15 protein-coding genes are annotated in these 22,578 nt (G+C 68.7%); 8 read left to right on the top strand and 7 right to left on the bottom strand.

Translation table 11 applies throughout. The features are described 5' to 3' along the window. Positions 1 to 69: 69 nt before the first annotated feature. Both lpdA and G6035_RS16720 read right to left on the bottom strand, forming a co-directional pair. Positions 70 to 1,452, bottom strand: a complete 1,383-nt coding sequence (lpdA, locus tag G6035_RS16725; protein ID WP_176618239.1) for a dihydrolipoyl dehydrogenase — start codon at positions 1,450 to 1,452, stop codon at positions 70 to 72. Between the two features lie 268 nt (positions 1,453 to 1,720). Next, positions 1,721 to 3,244 carry a leucyl aminopeptidase gene (locus G6035_RS16720; RefSeq protein WP_371131053.1) on the bottom strand — a complete coding sequence of 508 codons (1,524 nt, stop codon included), beginning with the start codon at positions 3,242 to 3,244 and terminating at the stop codon, positions 1,721 to 1,723. Positions 3,245 to 3,410: 166 nt separating this feature from the next. On the opposite strand from G6035_RS16720, the gene G6035_RS16715 reads away from it, so the two are divergent. From G6035_RS16715 to G6035_RS16700, 4 genes are all read left to right on the top strand, one after another. Then, a complete protein-coding gene (locus tag G6035_RS16715) occupies positions 3,411 to 4,379 on the top strand; it encodes a proteasome assembly chaperone family protein (protein WP_176618237.1) in 969 nt (322 codons plus the stop codon). 56 nt (positions 4,380 to 4,435) lie between these two features. After that, positions 4,436 to 5,860: an MFS transporter gene (locus G6035_RS16710; protein ID WP_176618236.1), complete on the top strand. Its 1,425-nt coding sequence runs from the start codon at positions 4,436 to 4,438 to the stop codon at positions 5,858 to 5,860. 89 nt (positions 5,861 to 5,949) lie between these two features. Beyond that, positions 5,950 to 7,209, top strand: coding sequence for a DUF4192 family protein (locus G6035_RS16705; RefSeq protein ID WP_176618235.1), 1,260 nt, complete (start codon positions 5,950 to 5,952; stop codon positions 7,207 to 7,209). Positions 7,210 to 7,468: 259 nt separating this feature from the next. Beyond that, a complete protein-coding gene (locus G6035_RS16700; protein ID WP_176618234.1) occupies positions 7,469 to 8,719 on the top strand; it encodes an RNA polymerase sigma factor in 1,251 nt (416 codons plus the stop codon). 64 nt (positions 8,720 to 8,783) lie between these two features. On the opposite strand, the gene G6035_RS20420 is transcribed toward G6035_RS16700, so the two are convergent. The 3 genes from G6035_RS20420 to G6035_RS16685 form a co-directional block, all read right to left on the bottom strand. After that, positions 8,784 to 11,729, bottom strand: coding sequence for a LuxR family transcriptional regulator (locus G6035_RS20420; RefSeq protein ID WP_176618233.1), 2,946 nt, complete (start codon positions 11,727 to 11,729; stop codon positions 8,784 to 8,786). Further along, positions 11,726 to 11,953: a hypothetical protein gene (locus tag G6035_RS16690; protein ID WP_176618232.1), complete on the bottom strand. Its 228-nt coding sequence runs from the start codon at positions 11,951 to 11,953 to the stop codon at positions 11,726 to 11,728. Before G6035_RS16690 ends, G6035_RS20420 begins: the two co-directional genes overlap by 4 nt. Positions 11,954 to 12,148: 195 nt before the next feature. Then, positions 12,149 to 12,373, bottom strand: a complete 225-nt coding sequence (locus G6035_RS16685; RefSeq protein ID WP_176618247.1) for a hypothetical protein — start codon at positions 12,371 to 12,373, stop codon at positions 12,149 to 12,151. Positions 12,374 to 12,613: 240 nt separating this feature from the next. Here G6035_RS16685 and G6035_RS16680 point away from each other — a divergent pair, with 240 nt between their 5' ends. Then, on the top strand, positions 12,614 to 14,716 hold the full coding sequence (locus G6035_RS16680; protein ID WP_176618246.1) for a type IIA DNA topoisomerase subunit B: 2,103 nt from the start codon (positions 12,614 to 12,616) through the stop codon (positions 14,714 to 14,716). 208 nt (positions 14,717 to 14,924) lie between these two features. On the opposite strand, the gene G6035_RS16675 is transcribed toward G6035_RS16680, so the two are convergent. Then, positions 14,925 to 15,875: a M56 family metallopeptidase gene (locus G6035_RS16675; protein ID WP_176618231.1), complete on the bottom strand. Its 951-nt coding sequence runs from the start codon at positions 15,873 to 15,875 to the stop codon at positions 14,925 to 14,927. Between the two features lie 39 nt (positions 15,876 to 15,914). Beyond that, positions 15,915 to 16,283: a BlaI/MecI/CopY family transcriptional regulator gene (locus tag G6035_RS16670; RefSeq protein ID WP_176618230.1), complete on the bottom strand. Its 369-nt coding sequence runs from the start codon at positions 16,281 to 16,283 to the stop codon at positions 15,915 to 15,917. A 156-nt stretch (positions 16,284 to 16,439) separates the two neighbouring features. On the opposite strand from G6035_RS16670, the gene G6035_RS16665 reads away from it, so the two are divergent. The 3 genes from G6035_RS16665 to cydC form a co-directional block, all read left to right on the top strand. Further along, entirely contained in the window at positions 16,440 to 18,044 is a 1,605-nt protein-coding gene (locus G6035_RS16665; protein WP_176618229.1) for a cytochrome ubiquinol oxidase subunit I, read from the top strand. A 76-nt stretch (positions 18,045 to 18,120) separates the two neighbouring features. Next, positions 18,121 to 19,182: a cytochrome d ubiquinol oxidase subunit II gene (cydB, locus tag G6035_RS16660; protein ID WP_176618228.1), complete on the top strand. Its 1,062-nt coding sequence runs from the start codon at positions 18,121 to 18,123 to the stop codon at positions 19,180 to 19,182. 1 nt (position 19,183) lies between these two features. Next, positions 19,184 to 22,578, top strand: a 3,395-nt coding sequence (gene cydC / locus G6035_RS16655) for a thiol reductant ABC exporter subunit CydC (protein ID WP_176618227.1), incomplete at its 3' end; no start/stop codon positions are given.

The raw sequence follows: 22,578 nt of genomic DNA, 5'->3' as shown, positions 1-22,578 counted from the left end.
GTAATGATCGTTTGTATTTGAGCTTAGTGCACCCGGCGCGGGCGCCGGGTGCACTAAATAAAGGTCCTGCTAGCCGTGGAGCGGGCGGCCGGCCAAAGCCATGGCTGCCTCGCCGAGCGCCTCGTTTTGGGTGGGGTGGGCGTGGATCAGGCCCGCCACATCCTCGGGGTAGGCCTCCCAGTTCACGATGAGCTGTGCCTCGCCGATCTGCTCGCCGATGCGGGTGCCGATCATGTGCACGCCAACGACGGGGCCGTCCTTTTCACGGACGAACTTGATGATGCCGCCGGTGCCCAGGATGGCGCTCTTGCCGTTGCCGGCCAGGTTGTACTCGGTGGTCTCAACGTTGCCGTCGCCAAACTTGGCCTTGGCCTGCGGTTCGTTCAGGCCCACGGAGGCGATCTCGGGGTCGCAGAAGGTGACCTTGGGGACGTTGATGTCCTCGACCACCACGGGGTTCAGGCCGGCGATTTCCTCGGCCACGAAAATGCCCTGCTGGAAGCCGCGGTGGGCCAGCTGGACGCCCGGGACGATGTCGCCCACGGCGTAGATGTTGCCGACGCCGGTGTGCAGGCGCTCGTTGGTGATGACGAAGCCGCGGTCGATCGTGACGCCGGCCTCCTCATAGCCCAGGCCAGCCGTGGAGGGGCCACGGCCCACTGCGACCAGCATGAGGTCGGCCTCGAACGTCTTGCCGTCCACAAGGGTGGCCTTGACGCCGTCGGCCGTCTGCTCGACGCCCTGGAAGAAGGTGCCGGTGTTGAACTTGATGCCGCGCTTGCGGAAGGTGCGCTCGAGGACCTTGATGATGGCCGGGTCTTCGTTGGGGACCAGCGACGGCAGGCCCTCGATGATGGTGACGTCGACGCCGAAGGACTTCCAGACGGACGCGAATTCGACGCCGATGACGCCGCCGCCGAGGACGATGACACTCTTGGGCACGTAGTCCATGGTGAGTGCCTGGTCGGAGGTGATGACCTTGCCGCCAATTTCCAGGCCGGGGAGGCTGCGCGAGTAGGAGCCGGTGGCCAGGACAATGTTCTTGCCCGTGTAGTTGACGCCGTCCACCGTGACGGTGTTGGGGGCGGTCAGCTTGCCTTCGCCGTCGATGACGGTGATGCCCTTGCCCTTGATGAGTCCCTGCAGGCCCTTGTACTTGCCGGCAATGATGCCGTCCTTGTACGCGTTGACGGCGTTCATGTCGATGCTGGTCAGCTCAACGTTCACACCGACCTTGGCGCCGTCGCGGGCGTGGTCGGCAACCTCTGCTGCGTGCAGCAGGGCCTTGGTGGGGATGCAGCCGTTGTGCAGGCAGGTGCCGCCCAGCTTGTTCTTTTCCACCAGTCCAACGGTCAGCCCCAATTGGACGGCGCGCAGGGCCGCGGCATATCCGCCGCTGCCGCCACCGAGAATCAGGATGTCGAATTCTTGCCCAGCTGCCTGTTCGGCCACTTAGACGCTCCCTCGCGTTCGGATGGCGCACGTGTACGCGCCATCTCACTTTTTGTTGGTGCAGGGCTGCGGCCGTGAGTCGGCCGCAGCCCTGCCATGTCCTGGAACTTATCTGGCCAAGGACAAATACATTCAGCAATCACCTTAGCTGCCCAATGTTCCATGCTCCACCTCGGCGGTGTCACAGTAAAGCCGTTTGTGGTCATACTCACTGTGTGGTTTGACACCGCCGGGGCACGGCTGCCGGGCGGCAGCGCCGCAGGCGGCGCTAAACGCTGCGGGCCACCACGTCTTCGACGTATGCCACGAGCGTGCGCACCGCCATGCCGGTGCCCTGCTTGGGGGTGTAGCCGTACGGGGCGCCTTCGTTGAAGGCCGGTCCGGCAATGTCCAGGTGGGCCCACGGGATGGTCTCCCCGGACTTGTCCTTGCCGATGAATTCCTGCAGGAACACAGCAGCCGTCATCATGCCGCCCATCCGTTCGCCAATGTTGGCCAGGTCCGCCACCGGGGAGTCGAGCGTGGGTCGCAGTTCCTCCGGCAGCGGCATCGGCCACACGAGCTCGCCCGCGCGGTCCGCCGCGGCCTTCAAGGCGGCGCTGACGCCGTCGTCGCCCATGACACCGGCCGTGCGGTGGCCCAGGGCCACCACCTGGGCGCCGGTCAGGGTGGCGACGTCGATGATGACGTCGGGGAACTCCTGCGAGGCGGCAACCAGGCCGTCGGCCATGACCAGGCGGCCCTCGGCGTCGGTGTTGAGCACCTCCACGGTCTTGCCGCCAAAGATGGTCAGCACGTCCGAGGGGCGGATCGCGGTGCCTGAGGGCATGTTTTCGGCGATGCACAGCCAGCCGGTGACGTTGACGGGCAGGCCCAGGCCGGCCACGGCCAGCACCGTGTTGAGGACGGCTGCCGCGCCGGCCATGTCGCACTTCATCGTGATCATGCCGGCGCCGGGCTTGATGGAGATGCCGCCGGAATCAAAGGTGATGCCCTTGCCCACCAGGGCGAGGTCGGCCACGGCCTTGTCCGACTTGTATTCCAGCTTGACCATGCGCGGCGGGCGGGAGGAGCCCTGGCCCACGCCCATGATGCCGCCGTAGCCGTCCTTGAGCAGGCGCTTTTCGTCCATGACGGTCACCTTGACCGGCAGGCCCTTGGCGAGGTCCCTGGCGGCCTCTGCGAACGTGGCCGGGAACAGGCGGCTCGGCGGCTCGTTGACCAGCGTGCGGGTCGCGTTGACGGCCTTGGCGACAACGGCGGCCCGGTCCAGTGCGGCCGCGAGGGCCGGGTCCTTCGCCAGGGAGGAGTAGATGGTCACCTTGGCCACCGGCTCCTTCGCGGCGTCCTTGCCCGAATGCAGGCTGGCGTACCGGTAGGCGCCCAGCGCGGCACCCTCGGCGAGGGCCGAAACCTGGGCCAACGCCGTCGTCGGCAGGGCCAGCACCACGTGCTTGAGGCCGGCCAGCTGGCGGACGGCCGAGCCGCCGGCCCGGCGCAGTGATTCCTCGGTGATCTCGGTGCCGGAGAGCTTGCCGACGCCGGCGAGCACCAGCACCTTGGCCCCGGAGTCCGGCAGGCCGGGCAGGCGGACCAGCTGGTCGGCTGCGCCGCTGACGCCCAGGGCGTCCAGGGACGCCTTCAGCGAAGCCACTGCGGAAGCGGAAAGGGGGGAATCCAGGATGACGGGTCCGTCGGCACCCTTGCCGACGCCAATGACAAGGGCATCCGCCGAGACCTTTTTGAGGTCCGAGTTGATGACGTTGAAGCTGATGGTGTGGCTCGCACTCACGTTGTATGTGTCCTCACGGTAGTGGTTGAAGTTTGTGCAGTGTGATACCCAACCGATCGTAGTCTCTTTACACGGGGGGATGGCGGCACCGGTTGCGGGGGTCCGGGATGATTCCGGGCGCCTGCGGCGTTGTGCCATTGATGGAGCTAAGCTGGTGAGGAAGACCATGAACAACATTGCATATACCCCCTTTCAAGATCCCGAGTCCCTGTTTGCCCTCAATGAGGCGCTGCTGGAGGCCGAGGACCTGCGCGGGCTTAACCTGCTGATGTCCTTTACCGGATTTTCCGACGCCGGCCACGTCATCCACCAGATCGCCGGCGAACTGATCGACCACCTGGCCGCGGAGCCGGTGGCGGTCTTCGACGTGGACCAGCTGATTGACTACCGCTCCCGCCGGCCCCGCATGACGTTCACCGAGGACCACATCAGCGACTACCGGGCACCGTCACTGGTGCTGTACCGGATGGTGGACGCGCTGGGCAAGCCGTTCCTGTACCTCAACGGCAGCGAACCGGACCTGCAGTGGGAGCGCTTCACGCTGGCCGTGCTGGGCCTGGTCCGCCGGCTGGACGTGAACCTGGTCGCGTGGGTGCACTCGGTGCCCATGCCGGTGCCGCACACGCGGCCCATCGGCGCCACCGTCCATGGCAACCGCCCCGAGCTCATCGAGGGCATCTCGGCCTGGAAGACCACCTTGGACATTCCCTCCGCCATCGGCCACCTGCTCGAATACCGGCTGGCCGCCGAAGGGCGCAACGTGGTGGGCTACGCCATCCACGTCCCGCACTACCTGGCCGAGGCGGAGTACCCGCCGGCCGCCGTCGCCGGGCTGGAATACCTGGGCGCGGCGGCGTCCCTGATGCTGCCCAGCGAACGGCTGCGCGAGGCGGGCCGCGCCGTGGAACGCCAGATCACCGAACAGGTTGAAGGCTCCGCCGAGGTGCAGGCCGTGGTGCGCAACCTGGAAAAGCAGTACGACGAGCACAGCGACGGCACGGAACGCCGGTCGCTGCTGGCCGGTGACAATGACGAACTGCCCGACGCCGACGAGCTTGGCGCCGCCGTTGAGGCGTACCTGGCCAGCCGGGACGCCGGCCCGTCGTCCGGCGCCGGTGATTCCGGCAACATCTAGGACATTCCGGAAGTCGCTGCCCCGGTCCGGCCCCGTGGCGGGCATAGTCTGTCCCTGTGGACAGTAAACGGGCATGGGCCATCTGGGGGATCGGCGTCTTCGCCTACCTCATCGCAGTGACGCAACGCACCTCCTTTGGCGTGGCGGGGCTCGAAGCGACGGCACGCTTCCACGCCACCGCCTCCGCCCTCTCCGCGTTCACCGTCATCCAGCTGCTGGTTTATGCTGTCCTGCAGGTGCCCGTCGGGGTCCTGGTTGACCGGTTCGGCCCCCGCGTGATGATTGCCGCCGGCGCAGCCCTGATGACCATCGGCCAGCTGCAGCTGGCCGCGGCCGGCTCCGTGCCCGCCGGGGTGGTGGGCCGCGTCTTCGTTGGCGCCGGCGATGCCATGACCTTCATTTCCGTGATCCGGTTGATCCCGGTGTGGTTCCCCTCGCGCCGGGTGCCCTTGCTGACCCAGCTCACCGGGCAGCTGGGCCAGTTCGGCCAGCTGATCTCCATTGCCCCGTTTGCCATTGTGCTCCATGGCTGGGGCTGGAGCCCGGCCTTCCTGGGCCTGGCCGCGCTCGGGCTGCTGGCCTGCGTGCTTTCCGCGGCCATTCTGCGCAACACCCCCGAAACCCCCTCCGGTCCCGTGGTCCAGCCGGGCATCAGGGAGAGCGCTGCGGACCTGGCGAAGGCCTGGAAACAGCCGGGCACGCAGCTGGGCATGTGGAGCCACTTTGCCACGCAGTTTGCCGGCAATGTCTTCGTCATGACCTGGGGCTATCCGTTCCTGGTCTCGGGACAAGGCCTCGACCCGGCCGAGGCCAGTGTCCTGCTGAGCCTGTTTGTGGTGGTCGGGATCATCTGCGGGCCGTTGCTCGGCGGTTGGGTGGGCCGCCACCCGATGCGCCGCTCCACCATGGTCCTGGCCGTGACGTTCACCATCACGGCGGCATGGCTGGCCGTGATCCTGTATCCGGGCGCGGCGCCGCTGTGGCTGCTGGTCCTGCTGGTGCTTGCCCTGGCACTGGGTGGCCCGGCGTCGATGATCGGCTTTGACTTTGCCCGCACCTTCAATCCATCCCACCGCATCGGCACGGCCTCCGGCATCGTGAACGTGGGCGGTTTCTGCGCCGCACTGGTCACCATGTACGTGGTCGGGCTGGTCCTGGACCTGCTGAACACCAACGGCTTCTCCGGCGGGCACCTGTATTCCCTGGACTCCTTCCGGATCGCACTGTCCTTCCAGTTCATCGTGCTGGCCGTGGGCGCCCTCGCCGTCATGAGGGTGCGGGCCAAGGTGCGCCGCCGCATGGCCTTGTCCGGGGAACTGGTGCCGCCACTGCGGGAGGCGTTGGCTGACAACCGGCGCCGCCGGGCACAGTACCGGGCCGAGCTGCGGGCCGGGCGGATTTCCGCGGGCACCGGCGAGGGCGAGGGCGAGGGCGCGGATGCGGGCACGGGCACGGGCAAGGGCGGCAGTTCAAGGGAATAAACGGCCACGGGCCGCCTGTTATCCACAGATTCGCGCATTTCCCTGCCCGCCCCTTTTGCCGGGCCCGTTCCTTCGCCAGCCTTGAGGGCATGAGCAAACAAGAGAAAATCAAAGTCAGCGCCGGCGAGGACCTGCTCGCATTCATCCCGCACATTGTCGGGTACTGGCCGGAAAACAGCGTGGTGTGCATCGGCATGGCAGGAAAGGCGCTGCGCGCCACCATGCGCCTGGACCTGCCCAGGGCCGGGACCGTGAACCTGGACGGCTTTGCGGCCATTGCCGCCGGCCAGCTGGCCGGCGACGCACAGGCGGACGGTTCCCTGGTGGCCATCTTTGGCGGGGCCGACTGGACGGACCCCGAGGACCTTGCCCAGCGGGAGGTCTTCGACGCACTGCGCGGGGCCCTGGCCGCGGCAGGCCTGCCGGTGCGTGATGCCTGGTATGTGGGCCCGGACCACTGGCGGAGCATTGAGTGCCTCAATCCAGCCTGTTGTCCCTGGCCGGGACACAGCAACCGCAAGATCACCGGCAGCCTTGTCAGCGCCGAATTGGTCTACCGCGGCAGCAGCGTGGAGCAAAGCCCGCGGGAGCGGGTGCCCGCCCTGGCTGCCGTGCAGGATCCGGGGCACGCCGCCAAGGTGGCGGCCGCAGCGGAACCATTGCGCGACGCCCTCGGCAGGGATGGCGCGGCCGAAAACCAGCTGGTCGTCACACTGGGGGCCTGGGAAACGGCGTTGGCCCGCTGGCCTGAACGTCCGGACACCGGCATGTGCGGCTACCTCACGGCCAGCCTGTCCAACACTGCCGTGCGCGACGCCGTCATGGTTTCCCTGGCCACCACGCCCGAAGCCTCGCTGGCCGGCGTCCTTGGTGTTGGGTACCTCGAGGCGGATGTGCCCGGGCCGGCGGTGCCGCGCAACTGGTACGGCGGCAGCCAGGCGGCCGGCCGTGACGTTTCGATCCTGGACGAGTCCGACGGCGGGATCGTCGCAGCCGGGGAACTGTTTGCCGACATCCTGCTCGGCGGCAGCGCGGGCGGCGGCCGCCCCGTGCGGGGGCCTGACTGGGCCCGGATGGACCAGGCGGAGGAACTTTTGCTGTTCCTGGCCTCGAACGTTGACGGGGAGGGCAAGGCCCCGCTGCTGTGCGTCCTGGGATGGATCCAGTGGTGCCGTGGGAAGGGCACCTGGGCCGGGGCATATTTTGAGGAGTCCCTGAAGTACGTCCCCGGCTACAAGCTTGCCCACCTGCTTGACCGGCTCCTCCAGATGGGCTTTGTTGCGGCCTGGGCCAAGGACCGGCAGACAGCGTGGCCGGGCTACCGGAAGGGTGTGCCTGAGGCGGCCTGAGGCGTGCCTGCCGGTGGGGAAAACATGAGACAATGGATGCCTAGACCCGGCTGGGTCCGTGTTTGCGTTGAACTTTGTGTTGGCGGCTCTTTTCAAATAAACCTTGTGTGTGGCGGCGGGAACAATGCTGCGGCGCCGGGAGTTGTATGTAATGACCCTCCAAGTGCTTCGGTGATGCGTAAAGGCAACACGGACTTGACAGGGTCATAGTGGTGTTGCCCTAAGGTGACTCCACAGACCGCCGCAAGAAAGGTTTTCTGTGTCTGCTACTTCCAAGAGCAAAGACTCCACAACATTTGAGGTGACCGACCCTGCCGGGGCGTCGCTGACCCCGGCACAGAAGCGTGCTGCCACCCTGGCCGCGAAGAAGGCCTCCTCGGGTGCCGGCGGAGCCCCCGCCAAGGCTGCCTCGCAGGGCGCCCACCGCTCCAAGGCTGCCAAGGAGGACGAGGATGTCGCTGACGGCGCCGTTGAAGAGGATGAGGCCGAGGCAGGTGCCGAGAAGCGGGCACTTCCGGCCGCGACCGGCTCCGGCTTTGTCTACTCCGATTCCGATGACGACGACGCCCCTGTCCAGCAGGTCATGTCCGCCGGGGCCACGGCGGACCCGGTCAAGGATTACCTCAAGCAGATCGGCAAGGTTGCACTGCTCAATGCCGAGCAGGAAGTCGACCTGGCCCTGCGCATTGAAGCTGGCCTTTATGCCACCGAAAAGCTGAAGTCGCCCGAGGCTGACAAGATGGACGTCCAGCTCAAGCGCGACTTGCAGCGCATTGTGCACGACGGCAAGCGCGCCAAAAACCACCTGCTGGAAGCCAACCTGCGCCTGGTCGTATCCCTGGCCAAGCGCTACACCGGCCGCGGCATGCTTTTCCTGGACCTTATCCAGGAAGGCAACCTGGGCCTGATCCGCGCAGTCGAAAAGTTCGACTACACCAAGGGCTTCAAGTTCTCCACCTATGCCACCTGGTGGATCCGCCAGGCCATCACCCGCGCCATGGCCGACCAGGCCCGGACCATCCGCATCCCCGTGCACATGGTGGAGGTCATCAACAAGCTGGCCCGTGTCCAGCGCCAGATGCTCCAGGACCTGGGCCGCGAACCCACACCGGAGGAATTGGCCAAGGAACTGGACATGACGCCCGAGAAGGTCGTTGAGGTCCAGAAGTACGGCCGCGAGCCCATCTCGCTGCACACCCCGCTGGGTGAAGACGGCGACTCCGAATTCGGCGACCTCATTGAGGACTCCGAAGCAGTGGTCCCCGCCGACGCGGTGTCCTTCACGCTGCTCCAGGAGCAGTTGCACTCCGTGCTGGACACCCTGTCCGAACGTGAGGCCGGGGTCGTCGCCATGCGCTTTGGGCTCACCGACGGCCAGCCGAAGACTTTAGACGAAATCGGCAAGGTCTACGGCGTCACGCGCGAGCGCATCCGCCAGATAGAGTCCAAGACGATGTCCAAGCTGCGCCACCCCTCGCGTTCACAGGTGCTGCGAGACTACCTGGACTGACGACTCTTCGAAACAGGCCCACCTCGGGTGCCGGAAACCACAGGTTTCCGGCACCCGAGGTGGGTTATTTTTTGCCCGGACCCGGGGCCATGACGCGGGAGGCTGCCTCGGTGCGGCTGGAGGCGCCCAGCTTGCGCATGATCGCCGAGACGTGGACGCTGGCTGTCTTAGTGCTGATGAACAACTGCTCGCCAATTTGGCGGTTCGAAAGTCCATCAGCCACCAGGGCCAGGACCTGGCGTTCACGCCCGGTCAGTTCCCCGCTGTTGGGCCGCCGGCGCGGGCCGTCAAGCGGCAGTCCTGCCTGTGCGGCCAGCTTACGGCCCATGTCGGCGACCAGGCGGGCACCGAGGGCCTGGGAGCCGTCGATGGCGGCGCGGATCGAGGAGGCAGCTGCCGTCCGGCGGCCGGCGGCAAGTTCGGCCTGGCCGGTGCGCAGCGCAATGTAGTGGCGCAGGTGGGCCGGCAGTGCCGCCGCGGCCAAGCCGGCCGCGTGCCAGGCAGCGGGGTCGTCGCCGCTTCCCTGCCGCCCGCCCACTTCAGCGTCAAAGAGTGCCAGCCAGCCCGGGTGGGTCGGCCAGAAGGCGTCGCCGGCGAGCACGGCACGCAGGAGGGCCTCGTCGTCGGACAGCCGCCCGCCGTCCAGGCCAGCACCGGACGCGCCCGCGCCGGCCCGGCGCCTCGCCGCGAGCACCCTGGCTGCCAGCGCCAGCAACGGCAGGTCATAGCCGGGCAGCGGCCGGAACGCGGGGCCGAGGACGAAGGCAACTTCCTGCCAGGCACCGTCCAGGTCGCCGCAGGCCCATGCCAGTTCGGCGCTGAGCGTCGTCAGCTGGAGCCGGGACTGCATTTCCACGGCGGCGAGCCCCCGCAGCTGCGGCTCCCAACGGCGGAACAGCTTCCCGGCCCCCGCCACGTCGCCGCCCCACAGTGTGGACCAGATCTTCGAACGGATGAGGTACGCGTGGAACGAACCGGGCGGGGAAAGTTGCAGGTTGCGCTCAAGCAGCGTTGCCGCAGGAACCCAGTCGCCGCGGGCAAAGAGCGGGTCCACGGCATTGGAGGAGAGGATGGCGCCGGTGGTGCGTTCCACGCCAAGCTGCCGGGCACGCTCGATCCCGGCCTCGGCGACACGGATCGACTCGTCGTACAGGCCCAGCAGGTTCAGCGCGTCCGAATAGTTGACACGGAAGCGCAGCAGCGCCTGCACGTGTCCTTCGGCGAGCCCCTCGGCCGCCTCCAGGTCTGTGCGCCCGCCGGCGATGTCCCCGGCATTGATGCGGGAAACGCCGCGGAGGTTGGCGGCCACGGAGCGTTCCTCGGCATTGCCGGCTGCCGTGGCCAGTTCCAGCGCCTCCGTTGCCATCTCGATGGCATCCCCCTGCTTCCCGGCCAGCATGAGCCGGGCCGCCAGCCAGTTCAGCAGCCGCGCGCGCAGCCTTTCGTCCGAGCCCGCCGGCACCAGCTCCAGGGCTTCGCGGAGCAGGCCCTCGGAGCCCGGCCTGGCATTGAAGCCCAGGTACCGGGCCTGGCTGGCGAGCAGCCGGGCCCGGTCTTGGCCGGTTGCCGCAGGGTCGTCGACCGCCAGCGCGATCACGGCCAGTGACCGTTCGCCGTCGCCGGCGAGGTTGTGGGCCGCCGCCGTGCGCGCCAGGAGCCGGTAGCGCGGCATTCCCGCCACCTTTTCCGGTTCGCCGACGCCGTCCCAGAGCTCCAGGGCACGTTCGCCCATGCGGGCCGAGGTGGTGTAGGCAAAGCGCCGCCAGGCCTCGTCCATGGCGGCAACGGAGGCCTCGAACGTCTTGTCGGCTGCGTTGGCCGTGTCCCAGTGGTAGGCGATGGCGGCGGTGTCGCGGCGGGCCGGCTCTGCCGCTTCCAGGGCCTGCGCGTAGCGGGTGTGGAAGCGGGTGCGTTCCCCGGGCAGCAGGTCCGAATGCACGGCCTCCCGCAGCAGGGCATGCCGGAACGTGTAGCTGTCGCCGTCCACGTCGATCAGCCTTGCCTGCTGCGCCAGCCGGGCCGCGGGTTCGAAGGTGTCCCGGGGCCGGTCATAGGCGTTTTCCGCCAACGGGTGAGGCACGCACGTCCCACCGGCGGCAATGACGCGCAGGAAATACTGCACAGGCTCAGCCATCCGCTCGTACCGTGCCAGCAGCAGTTGGCGCAGCGACGGCGGGAGCTCCGTGCCGGACGCGCAGCCGTCCAGCCCCGCCAGTTCCTCCACAAAGAACGGGATGCCGTCGCTGCGGGAGAGGATGTTTTCGACGAGTTCGTAGTCGGCGGCGGTCCCTGTGATGGACTCCAGCTGCTGGCGGACCTGGTCCCGGTTGAGTCGGGCGAGCTGGATGGTCGTGGCAAAGCGGCCGCGCTCCGCCTCGGCCAGAAACGCCTGCAGCGGGTGGCCGCTGTGCACGTCGTCACTGCGGTACGTCATGACCAGCAGGAACTGACCGCCGTTGAAGGCGCGCAGGATGAACCCCAGGACGGCCAGCGTGGATTTGTCAGCCCAGTGCAGGTCTTCAACCACGACGACGGTCGGGCGTCCCTCCGCAGCCCGCTCGAGTACCGTGCTGACCGCCTCCAGGACCAGGTTGGCCGTGGGAAACCCCGGCCCTGCCGTGCCGGCCTCGGGCAGCAGGAGCGCCAGCGCGTCCCGGCCCGGACCGGCCAGCTCCATGAGTTGCGCCAGCCCGGTTTCACCGGCGAGGCCGCGCAGTATGGAGGTGATCGGGGCGTACGGTGCCGCCAGCGGGCCGAGGTCCACGCATTGGCCGGAGAGGATCCGGGTGGATTCCGGCAGGCCGTGGAGGAATTCGCGCAGCAGCCGTGTTTTGCCCAGTCCCGCTTCGCCGGCGACGACCACGGCCTGGGGCTTGCTTTGCACGGCGAGCCCGTACGATTCCGCCAGGGAACGCAGTTCCTCCCCGCGCCCGATCAAGTGGCTGCTGGCCTGCGACGACTGCATGTATTCATCCTGCCACGCGCCGCCGCCGGGCAGCAGGGCGCTCACGCGTTGGAGCGGACTGCCCCGCCGCGGGCGGGGGTGTGGGAAACGCGGTGGCTCCCTGCCCGCCGTTGCAGCAGCCGCTGCCACAGGCGCTGCGTGAGGCTGGGATTGTGGTGGAACCGCGGATCCACGCCGTCCGCGCCGCGCAGCAGCCGGCGTTGTTCCAGTGCGATTGCCAGTTCCCGTTCATTCTGCTGCCGGATCATCAAAGCCATGAAGTCGTTCATTGCCGTCCCCTTGTGTGAAAGATGTTGTGCCGATGGCTCCATCCTTCGCCGATGGAGGTGACGCAACATCGGGCAAATGCCTTATTTGGGGCTGCACCGGGGGACCTTAGGCAGCCTAAGGCGCCTTGGCGGGGCTGCGTCCGGGGGCACAAAAATGGGGCCCCGACAGAGTCGGGACCCCACGCAGCGGGTCGGTCAGTCGACGGACACTGGCGCCTTTTCGTGCAGGCGAGCGGTCTCGTCATGCCACTCTGAGGAGAGCGGCTTGAGCGTCTCCTCGACGCCGCGGGCGTGGTGGCCGCAGAAGAGCAGCTCGCCCCCTGAAGATTGCAGGACAACCCGAACATAGGCCTGTGCGCCACAACGGTCGCATCGGTCCATCGTGTTCAGCTCCCGGCTGGCAATGGCGGTGGTCGTCATCATGGCCTCCTTCTCTAGTTCCTGTACTTCATACAACCATCAAAAGTGCCCCGCCCATGCCAGCCACGGCCCACTTTCGCTTACCGCGTAGCGCGCAGCCGTGCGGCATGCCTGTGCACGACGGCGTCCGCCACGCGTTAACCTTGAGGGGGCGCACGTTCCCTACGGGGCGGCGACGCCCGCACGCACCAGCCATCGTCACCAGCCATCGTCACAAGGAGCAAGCCACCCGTGGCACGAATGAATTCCGATTACAGCGCCCGCCACCTCTCCGTGCTGGAGGGGCTGGAAGCCGTTCGGAAGCGCCCCGGCATGTACATCGGTTCCACCGACTCCCGCGGCCTGATGCACTGCCTGTGGGAGATCATTGACAACTCCGTGGACGAGGCCCTGGCCGGCTACGGGCAGGACATCAAGGTGGTCCTGCACAAGGACAACTCCGTTGAGGTGCACGACGACGGCCGCGGCATCCCCGTGGACGTGGAACCCAAGACGGGGCTCACCGGCCTGGAAGTGGTGCTCACCAAGCTGCATGCCGGCGGCAAGTTCGGAGGCACCTCCTATGCCGCCTCCGGCGGGCTGCACGGGGTGGGCGCCAGCGTGGTGAACGCCTTGTCCGCCCGCATGGACGCCCAGGTGGACCGCGGCGGCAAGACCTACCAAATGAGCTTTAGGCGCGGCGAGCCGGGGCACTTCAACGATTCCGGCAAGTCCGTGGGCCCCGACGTCGGCTTCACGCCCTTTACCGACAAGTCCAGCCTGGACGTGGTGGGCACCACCAAGCGCGGGGTCACCGGCACCCGCATCCGGTACTGGGCCGACCGACAGATCTTCACCCCCGACGCCAAGTTCTCCTATGAGGAGCTCGTCTCCCGCGCCCGCCAGACCTCCTTCCTGGTCCCCGGGCTGAAAATCACCGTCCGGGACGAACGCCGCGTCCCCGGTTCGCCCGGCGAATTTGCCACCCACGAGGAGGTGTTCCACCACGACGGCGGCATCTCCGAATTTGTTGACTTCCTCTCGGTGGGCGGCTCCGTCACCGACATCTGGCGCCTGCAGGGGCACGGCACGTTCACCGAAACCGTCCCGGTCCTCAATGCCGCCGGGCACCTGGAAAGCACCGCGGTGGAGCGCGACTGCGAGGTGGACATTGCCCTGCGCTGGGGTGTCGGCTACGAAACCACGATGCGCAGCTTTGTGAACATCATTGCCACGCCCAAGGGCGGCCGCCACCAGGAAGGCTTCGAACAGGCGCTCCTGAAGACGTTCCGCAAGGTCGTGGAGGCCAACGCCCGCAAGCTCAAGGCCGGCAACGACAAAATTGAAAAGGACGACGTCATGGCCGGGCTCACCGCCGTGCTGACCGTCCGCCTGGCCGAGCCCCAATTTGAGGGCCAGACCAAGGAAATCCTGGGCACCCCCGCCGTGAAGGCCATTGTGGCCAAGGTCGTGGAAAGGGAGCTGAAGGCAAAGCTGGAATCCACCGCCCGCGGCGAGAAAATCCAGGCCGCCACGCTCCTGGAAAAAGTGGTTTCCGAGATGAAGTCGCGCATCTCCGCCCGCGTGCACAAGGAGACCCAGCGCCGCAAAAACGCGCTGGAAACCTCATCGCTGCCCACCAAGCTGGCGGACTGCCGCAGCAACGACGTCAAAAAGAGCGAACTGTTCATCGTGGAGGGCGACAGCGCCCTGGGCACGGCCAAGCTGGCCCGGTCCTCGGACTTCCAGGCGCTGCTGCCCATCCGCGGCAAGATCCTCAACGTCCAAAAGGCATCGGTGGGGGACATGCTGGCCAACGCCGAATGCGCCGCGCTCATCCAGGTGGTGGGGGCCGGGTCCGGGCGCAGCTTTGACCTGGAGTCGGCCCGGTACGGCAAGGTCATCCTCATGACCGATGCCGACGTCGACGGCGCCCACATCCGCACCCTGCTGCTGACCTTGTTCTTCCGCTACATGCGCCCCATGATCGACGCCGGAAACGTCTATGCGGCCGTGCCGCCCCTGCACCGGGTGGAGATCATCCACGCCGGATCCAAGGCCAACGAGATGGTCTACACCTACTCCGAAAAGGAACTGCACGCGCTGCTGGCCAAGCTGGAGAAGTCGGGCAAGGGCTACAAGAAGCCGATCCAGCGGTACAAGGGCCTGGGCGAGATGGATGCGGAGCAGCTGGCCGAGACCACCATGGACCCGCGCCACCGCATGCTGCGCCGGGTCACCAGCGCCGACGCTGACCGGGCCGAACACACCTTTGAACTGCTCATGGGCGCCGAGGTGGCCCCGCGCAAGGAATTCATCGTCGCCGGCAGCGAACACCTGGACGCAGACCGCATCGACGCCTGACACCCGTCAATCCCTCGGTTGCAACCGGGACTGTTTTCCCAGACCCTCCCGCGCAACCGGGGCTGTTTCCTTGGACGCCCGGTTGCAAACGGGCGGGTATCCGCCAACCCTCCCTCATAACAGTGCGGGAGGGTTGGGTGGAAGTGCCCCGGTTCTGCGGGAGGGTTGGGTGGAAACGCCCCGATTGCAACCGAGGGATGGGGGGCTGTCAGGAGAGGATGCCCGGGACCAGGAGCAGTGCCGTGGGCGCCGCCAGCAGGAGGGCTGCGGCACCAACAACCAGGGCCTGCTGCGCGGCGCCCAGCGGGGGCGCCGGGGCGAGCAGCCTGCCCAGCCTGGCCGACGTCGTCGCCGGCGTGTCAATCTGCTCGGCGCCGCCGCCCACCAGGGACGTTGCGGGGAGCTGTGCCGGGCCGCTGGCCACCAGGGCGATGGCCTTGACCAGGGTGGACTTGTCCACGGCACGCAGGGCAACGTCGTCGGCCATGATTTCAATCAGGGAGGAGACGGCGCGCTGGGCCAGCCGGGATGTGGGCAGCCACGGCAGGGCCGAGCGCCAGGCCGCAAACGCCCACAGCAGCAGGTGGTGGCGCTGGGCCAGGTGCGTCTGCTCGTGCAGGAGCACCGCGTGGAGTTCATCGGGGGAGAGCAGCGTCATGAGCCCGTCGGAGAGCACGGTGACCGAGCGGGAGCCGCCGGGCAGGCAGTAGGCCACGGGCGCCTCATGATTGATGACCAGGGTGTCCGGGCGGTCGTCGGCGGGGGAGCTGAGCAGGTGGAGCAGGTCGCGGTGGCGGCGGCGCTGGCGGTTGATGCGGAAGTAGGTCAGCCACAGCGTGAAGACCAGGTGGGCGGAGAGGAGCGCGGCCGCGCTGAGCGCAAAGGCATGGACCAGGCCCAGCGTGTCCAGGGAGGCCCTGCCGGTGACAATGAGCAGGAGCCCGTGCAGGCCGACGGCCAGGTTGCCGCCCAGCGGGACCAGGCCGTAGCACAGCATGGCGCCGATCATGGAGAGTCCGCCGGCGAGGGCGATGGACTGCCAGAGCACCATGGCCGCAAACGGCGCCCGGGCCGGCCAGTGCGCGCGCGACAAAAGGACGGGCGCCGGCCACGCGAGGGCGATGGCCAGGCCCGCCAGGAACCACGAGCTCCAGAACATGTCTTAACGCTACCGCCTGCGCGGCGGCGCAAGGTTCAGTCAGTCGCGGCCCAGGAGTTTGCGCAGGGTTTCTGCCTCGCCCTCGCTGACGGTGCCGATGAAGCGCGCCAGGACCGCCTCGCGGTCAGGGGCGGAGCCCAGCACTTCAAGCATGAGTTCGGCGGTGTGGTCCGCGCGGCTCGTCACGGCACGGTAGCGGTGCGGGCGGATGGAGCGCTCGCGCTCCACCAGGCCCTTCTTCTCCAGCCGTGACAGCACCGTCAGCACGGTGGTGACGGCCAGCGGGCGCGCGTCGGCCCCGGACGACCGCTGCGAGAGCAGGTCGCGGAGCGTGTTGGCCGTGATGGCCTCGGGATGCTCCCACAAAAGATCCATTACGGCCCGTTCCAGGTCCCCAAGAGTTGCCATGCATGATCCTTCATGTATTCGGTGTTCAAAGTAGTTCGTCAAGATCCAATGTACAGCTTTTGACAGCAATGTTCTACGCAGGGTAGAACTTGAACTTCTACAAGACGTAGAATTTATGCCGTTGGCACAGTGTGTTTCTTGGATTGAGGGAAGTTGATGGAAGCTCTGGACATTGCCAGGTGGCAGTTCGGGATCGTCACGGTGTACCACTTTTTGATGGTGCCCCTGACCATTGGCCTGGGCCTGCTCGTGGCCGTGCTGCAAACCCTGTGGCACCGGACGGAGCGTGAGGAATACCTGCGGGCCACGAAGTTCTGGGGCAAGCTGTTCCTCATCAACTTCATCATGGGCGTGGCCACCGGCCTCGTCCAGGAGTTCCAGTTCGGCATGGCCTGGAGCGAATACAGCCGCTTTGTGGGTGACGTGTTCGGCGCCCCGCTGGCCATGGAATCACTGCTGGCCTTCTTCGTCGAATCCACCTTCCTGGGGCTGTGGATTTTCGGCTGGAAAAAGCTGCCGGCCAGGATCCACCTGGCGTGCCTGTGGATTGCGGTGTGCGGGTCCATCGTTTCGGCCTATTTCATCCTGGTGGCCAACTCCTGGATGCAGCACCCCGTGGGCGTGAAGATGGTGGACGGCTACCCCCACATGGTGGACGCCTGGGCCGTCTTCACCAACAACACCGCCCTCGTGGCGTTCTTCCACACCATCACCGGCGCCCTGGCCGTGGCCGGCGCCTTCCTGCTGGGCATCTCCTGGTACCACCTGTGGCGGCGGCGCCGCGACGGCATCGACACCGTGGACGCCGAGGGCCGCGTGGTGGTCGGCGAATCGGCCACCATCCCCGGCCGCGACCGGCGGGACCACTCCGTGTGGCTCAAGTCCCTGCGCATCGGCGCAGTGGTGGCCATGATCGCCTTTGCGGGTTCCGCCGTGTCCGGCGACTTGTCCGGCAAGCTCATGTTCGAGCAGCAGCCCATGAAGATGGCCGCCGCCGAGGCCGCCTGCCACGACGGCACCAGCTTCTCCATTCTGTCCGTCGGCGACCTCAGCAGCCGTGACTGCTCCAAGGTGGTGGCCGTCATGGAGGTCCCGGGCCTGCTCTCCTTCCTGGCCCACAGCGACTTCTCCACGGACATCAAGGGCGTGAACACCCTGGTGCCGGAGTACCAGGCCAAGTATGGTGCGACGCTGCCGGACAACCCCATCTACGGAAGCCGGGCCGGCCAGCCGATCAACTACGTGCCCGTCATGCCGGTCACGTACTGGGGCTTCCGCATGATGATCGGCTTTGGCGGGCTCGCCGCGCTTGCCTCCGCCGTGGCGCTCTTTGCCACCCGCAAGGGCACCGTCCCGCGGCCCAAATGGATCATGCGCCTGGCACTGCTGGGCATCCTGGCCCCGTTCGGCGCCAACGCCGCCGGCTGGATCTTCACGGAGATGGGCCGCCAGCCGTTCGTGGTGGCACCCAACCCGTCCATGTCCGGCGTCGACCAGGTGTTCATGTTCACGGCAGCCGCGGTGTCCCCGGGCGTCTCGGCGGGGGAGCTGATCTTCTCGCTCGTGGCCCTGGGCACCGTCTACGCCGTGCTGTTGGTGGTTGAGGTGGCGCTGCTGACAAAGTACATCCGCGGCGGCGTGCCCTCCGCCATGCCGGAGCTGGGGCATGCCCCAGGCGGCGGAAACAGCAAGGGGGACGACGACGGCGGCACCCGTCCGGGCGGGGAGGGCGGCGACGATGTACTGGCCTTTGCCTACTGACCCCCGGGCCGCCACGGCCGCCCCGCCCGCCGGCGCCCGGCCGGAACCCGCCTTGCCTGGATCTAAGGACTGACTGATGGACTTCCTCCCCACCCTGTGGTTTATTCTCATTGCCGTGCTGTGGACCGGTTACCTCTTCCTGGAGGGCTTCGACCTTGGCGTGGGCATGCTCATGAAGGTCTTTGCCCGCGATGAAAAGGAACGGCGACTGCTGCTGAACACCGTGGGCCCGGTCTGGGACGGCAACGAGGTGTGGCTGATCACCGCCGGCGGAGCCACTTTTGCGGCCTTCCCGTTCTGGTACGCCTCGCTGTTTTCCAGCCTGTACATTCCGCTGGTGTTCGTGCTGCTGGCGCTGATCTTCCGGGCCGTGGCCTTTGAATACCGCGGCAAGGTCCACCACGACACGTGGCGCCGGACCTGGGACTGGGCCATCGCGATCGGCTCGTTCGTGGCCGCGTTCGGCATCGGCGCCATGCTGGCCCTGACCACCACGGGGCTGCCGCTGGACGCCAACGGCGACCGCGTGGGCGGGCCCTTTGCCTGGTTCACCTGGTACACCGTCCTTGGCGGGGTGGCACTCGTGGCCTTCTGCCTGATCCAGGCCGCCGCGTTCCTGGCGCTGAAGACCGACGGCGCCGTCCGCCACCGTGCCCGCCGCCTGGTGGGGCGCTGGCTTCCCCTGGGCCTGGTCCCGCTCGCCGCCTGGGCCGCCGCCGTGTCCGTGATGAACGGCAAGGCGTTCAGCTGGCTGCTGCTGGCGCTGGCCGCGGTTGCCGCCGTCCTGGCCTGGGTGGCCAACCGCAGGGGCCGCGAAGGCCGCAGCTTCCTGGCCTTGGGCGTGTTCCTGCTGCTGGGCAGCGCCACGATCTTCAGCGCCGTGTTCCCCGTGGTGCTCCCGTCCACGCTCAACGCCGTCTGGAACCTGACGGTGGCCAATGCGTCCTCGTCGCCCTACACGCTGGGCCTGATGTCCGTCGTGGCGGCCGTGGGCGTGCCCCTGGTGCTGGCCTACCAGGCCTGGACCTACTGGATCTTCCGCAAGCGCATCAGCACCATCCACCTGCCCGAACCGCACGACTTCGCCCCCGCCGTCGGTGTGCAGGCTGCGGCCCCGGCCGTGTCCGGGACGAACTGACGTGGCACGCCCCTCGCTGCCCCCGGGCAGGCACACGCGCACGGCCCTGGCCGGTCTTGCCGGACTGGCCGCCCTGAAGGCCGTGGCACTGGTGCTGCTCATGTCCGCGCTGGCACACGCCCTGGCTGTCTGGGCGGGTGGCACGCAGCCGCCATTCGGGCGGCTGGCCCTGCAGGGAAGCGGGGGAGCGGTGCTGATGGCCGCAGCCGCGTGGGGCCAGCAGGTGCTTGCCCGGCGTGCCGCCCTGGGCGCCAAGGAGGAGCTGCGTGCCCGGCTGGTGGCCCACCGGCTCGGGGGCGGGCCGGCCGGCGGTGCAGCAAACAACAGTGCAGCCGGTGCCGGCACGGGGGCCGAGGGGATGCTGGCCAGCCGCGGCCTGGACGGCCTGGACGGCTACTTCACCGCCTACCTCCCGGCCCTCGTCTCCTGCGCCGTGCTGCCGGCCGCCGTGGGGCTGCAAATCCTGGTGACCGACCGGGTGAGCGCGCTGGTCGTGGTCCTGACGCTGCCGCTGGTCCCCGTGTTCATGGTCCTGATCGGCTTCCACACCCAGGACCGCGTGGAACGGGCCGCCCGCGGCCTGGACCGGCTGTCCAACCACCTGCTGGAACTGGCCCGCGGCCTGCCCGTGCTGGTGGGACTGCGCCGTGCCGGGGCGCAACGCCGGGCGCTCGCCGACGTGTCCGAGGAATACCGCAAGTCCACCATGGCCACCCTGCGCACGGCATTCCTGTCCTCCATGGCGCTGGAACTGATCAGCACCATCTCCGTGGCCATCGTGGCCGTTTTCATCGGCGTACGCCTGGTGGCCGGCGACATGGGCCTGGAAGCCGGCCTGCTGGCCCTCATGCTGGCCCCCGAATGCTTCCGCCCGCTGCGCGACGTCGGCGCCGCCCACCACGGCAGCGAGGACGGCGTGGAGGCCCTGCGCCGGGTGAACAAGATCCTCAACGCCGGCCAGGGCGCCGGCGGCGGCAGCGGTTCCGGGCTGCGTGGCGCCGCCCGCGACGACGACGGGGACTTTGTGGTGCGTGCCGATGCCCTGGCCGTTGCCTACCCCGGGCGGACGGAGCCGGCGCTGTCCGGTTTCACGGCCGACCTTGCGCACGGCGGGGTGCTGGTGCTCGACGGCCCCAGCGGGACGGGCAAGACCACGGCCCTGGCCGTCCTGGCAGGGCCCCTGCCGGGCGCCGAGGTCCGCGGACGGTTGCTGCGTCCGGCTGCGGACGCGGTGGTGTGGGTCCCGCAGCACCCCCTGTTCACGGAGGACACCGTGGCCGCGGACGTGGCCCTCTACGCCGGCGGGCCCCACGGCGTCCCGGTTCCCGCCGCAGCCGTGGCCGCGGCGCTGGCCCGGGCCAATGCCGGGCACCTGGCCGGGCGGTCACCGCTGGAATGCAGCCCCGGCGAGCTGCGCCGCGTGGCCGTGGCCCGTGCCCTGGCCCGCATCGCAGGCGACCCGGCCGTGGAGCTGGCACTTTTTGACGAGCCGACCGCCCACCTGGACCCGGTGTCGGCCCAGGCCGTGCGGCAGGCGGTTGCCTCCTTGCGGGGGACCGTGGCCCTGGCCGTCGCCACCCATGACCCCCTGCTGGCGGGGCTTTTGCGCGGTGGCGGCGCTGCCCGTACCTGCGCTGCCCGTACCTGCGCTGCCCGGATCGGCGGTGCGGTCCCGTCCGCGGCGCCCGTGGTCGCGGTTGCCGCCCCGGCAGGCGCCCCGGAACCGGCTCCCGCGGGGTTCCGCCGGCAGTGGCTGCGGCAGCTGCCGTGGCGCTCGCCCCGTTTCGTGGCCGGCGTGCTGGTGTCCGCCCTGGCCACGCTGAGCGCGGCCGCGCTGTCCGGCATCTCTGGGTGGCTCATTGTGTGGGCCGCAGCGCGGCCGCCGATCATGTACCTGATGGTGCTGATCGTGGGGGTGCGCGCCTTTGGCGTGGGCCGCTCCGTGCTGCGCTACAGCGAGCGCCTCCTCACCCACGACGCCGTGTTGCGCTGGGCGGCCGGCCTGCGCCTGAAGCTGTGGGACGCACTCGGCTCCAACGTCCGGCACTGGGGCCGGCTGACGCGGTCCGGTGGGGCGCTGGGCACGCTCATTGCCGACGTCGACGAGCTGCGCGACGCCGTTCCCCGCGCCGTGGTGCCGATTCCGGCCGCCGTGGTGTCCTACTTGTCCGTCCTGGCGGCCGTCTGGTGGCTGGTGCCGCAGGCCGCCGCCACCGTGGCCGTGTTGGGCGTGCTGGCGCTTCTGGTGCTGCCCGTGGGGGTCCATACGGTGCAGCGCAGGGCCGCCGCCGCAGCGGCCGTCCACCGTTCCTGGCTGGCCAGCCGGGCCACCACCTTGCTGGCCGCCGCCGGGGGCTTGCACGCCAACGGCGTAGGCGGACCGGCGGCCCGCGCTTTCGCCGCCCGCGACCTCACCGTTTCCGCACCGCTGCGCCGGCTGGCCTGGGCCGGCGGCCTGGGGCAGGCGGGCGTGGCGCTGCTGACCTCCCTGGCCGCCGTGGCCGTGGCGGCAGCGGCCATCGGCGGCGGCGCCGACCCCCGCGCCGCCGCCGTGGCCGCGCTGCTCATGCTGGCCCTGGCCGAACCGCTGGGGCAGTACCTGGAAGCCGTGGAGCAGCTGCCCGTGCTTGGTGCCATGATGGCGCGCACCCTGCCGTTGCTGGAGGCCGGCCGCGCCACGGTGGTGGCCGGCCCGGCCGCCGGCCGGGATGACACGGCCCAACCGGTCACCTCCCTGCGCCTGGACGATGTCACGGCACGCTACCCCGAGGCCGCCTTGCCCGTTTTTTCAGGTGTCGGCGGCGGCACCGAAAAGGGCCGCTGGTGGACTGTCAGCGGGCCGTCCGGCTCCGGCAAGTCCACGCTGCTGGCCGTACTGCTGGGCTTCCTCACGCCCGAACGCGGCAGCTACACGCTCAACGGGGAACCGGCCGCCGCGGGAACCCTGCGCCAGGTTGCCTGGTGCCCGCAGGAGGCCTACCTGTTCAACTCCACGCTCCGTTCCAACCTGGCCCTGGCCCGCCCCGCCGGCGCGCCCACGGACGGCGAACTCGAACAGGCCCTGGAAACGGCCGGGCTGGGGCCCTGGTACCGCGGGCTGCCGGACGGCCTGGACACGCGCGTTGGCCCCGGCGGCCACCACCTCTCCGGCGGCCAGCGGACCCGCGTGTCGGTGGCGCGCACGCTCGTGGCCGGGGCCGGCGTCGTGCTTCTTGACGAACCGACCGCGCACCTGGGCGGGGACGAGGCGGGGGAGCTCGTGGCGGGGCTGCGCACGGCGCTCACCGGTGCGGCCGTGGTCATGGTGACGCACGACGGCGAACTTGCCGCCGGGGGCGACACCCACCTGGCGCTGGGGGAGGGCGGGGCGCCCGTGGTGCTGGAGGGCGCCAGCGC

The organism is Arthrobacter sp. SDTb3-6 (assembly GCF_013376095.1).
GTDB lineage: Bacteria > Actinomycetota > Actinomycetes > Actinomycetales > Micrococcaceae > Specibacter.
The sequence above is the reverse complement of the archived record's forward strand: the minus strand, read 5'-3'. Positions and strand labels throughout refer to the sequence as shown.

What these genes read in the sequence shown, in the direction of transcription:
- G6035_RS16665 (WP_176618229.1), top strand. Translation starts at nt 16,440, where the DNA reads ATGGAAGCTCTGGACATTGCCAGGTGGCAGTTCGGGATCGTCACGGTG.
- G6035_RS16675 (WP_176618231.1), bottom strand. Translation starts at nt 15,875, where the DNA reads ATGTTCTGGAGCTCGTGGTTCCTGGCGGGCCTGGCCATCGCCCTCGCG.
- G6035_RS16715 (WP_176618237.1), top strand. Translation starts at nt 3,411, where the DNA reads ATGAACAACATTGCATATACCCCCTTTCAAGATCCCGAGTCCCTGTTT.
- cydB (WP_176618228.1), top strand. Translation starts at nt 18,121, where the DNA reads ATGGACTTCCTCCCCACCCTGTGGTTTATTCTCATTGCCGTGCTGTGG.
- G6035_RS16685 (WP_176618247.1), bottom strand. Translation starts at nt 12,373, where the DNA reads ATGACGACCACCGCCATTGCCAGCCGGGAGCTGAACACGATGGACCGA.
- G6035_RS16705 (WP_176618235.1), top strand. Translation starts at nt 5,950, where the DNA reads ATGAGCAAACAAGAGAAAATCAAAGTCAGCGCCGGCGAGGACCTGCTC.
- G6035_RS16680 (WP_176618246.1), top strand. Translation starts at nt 12,614, where the DNA reads ATGAATTCCGATTACAGCGCCCGCCACCTCTCCGTGCTGGAGGGGCTG.
- G6035_RS16670 (WP_176618230.1), bottom strand. Translation starts at nt 16,283, where the DNA reads ATGGCAACTCTTGGGGACCTGGAACGGGCCGTAATGGATCTTTTGTGG.
- G6035_RS16690 (WP_176618232.1), bottom strand. Translation starts at nt 11,953, where the DNA reads ATGAACGACTTCATGGCTTTGATGATCCGGCAGCAGAATGAACGGGAA.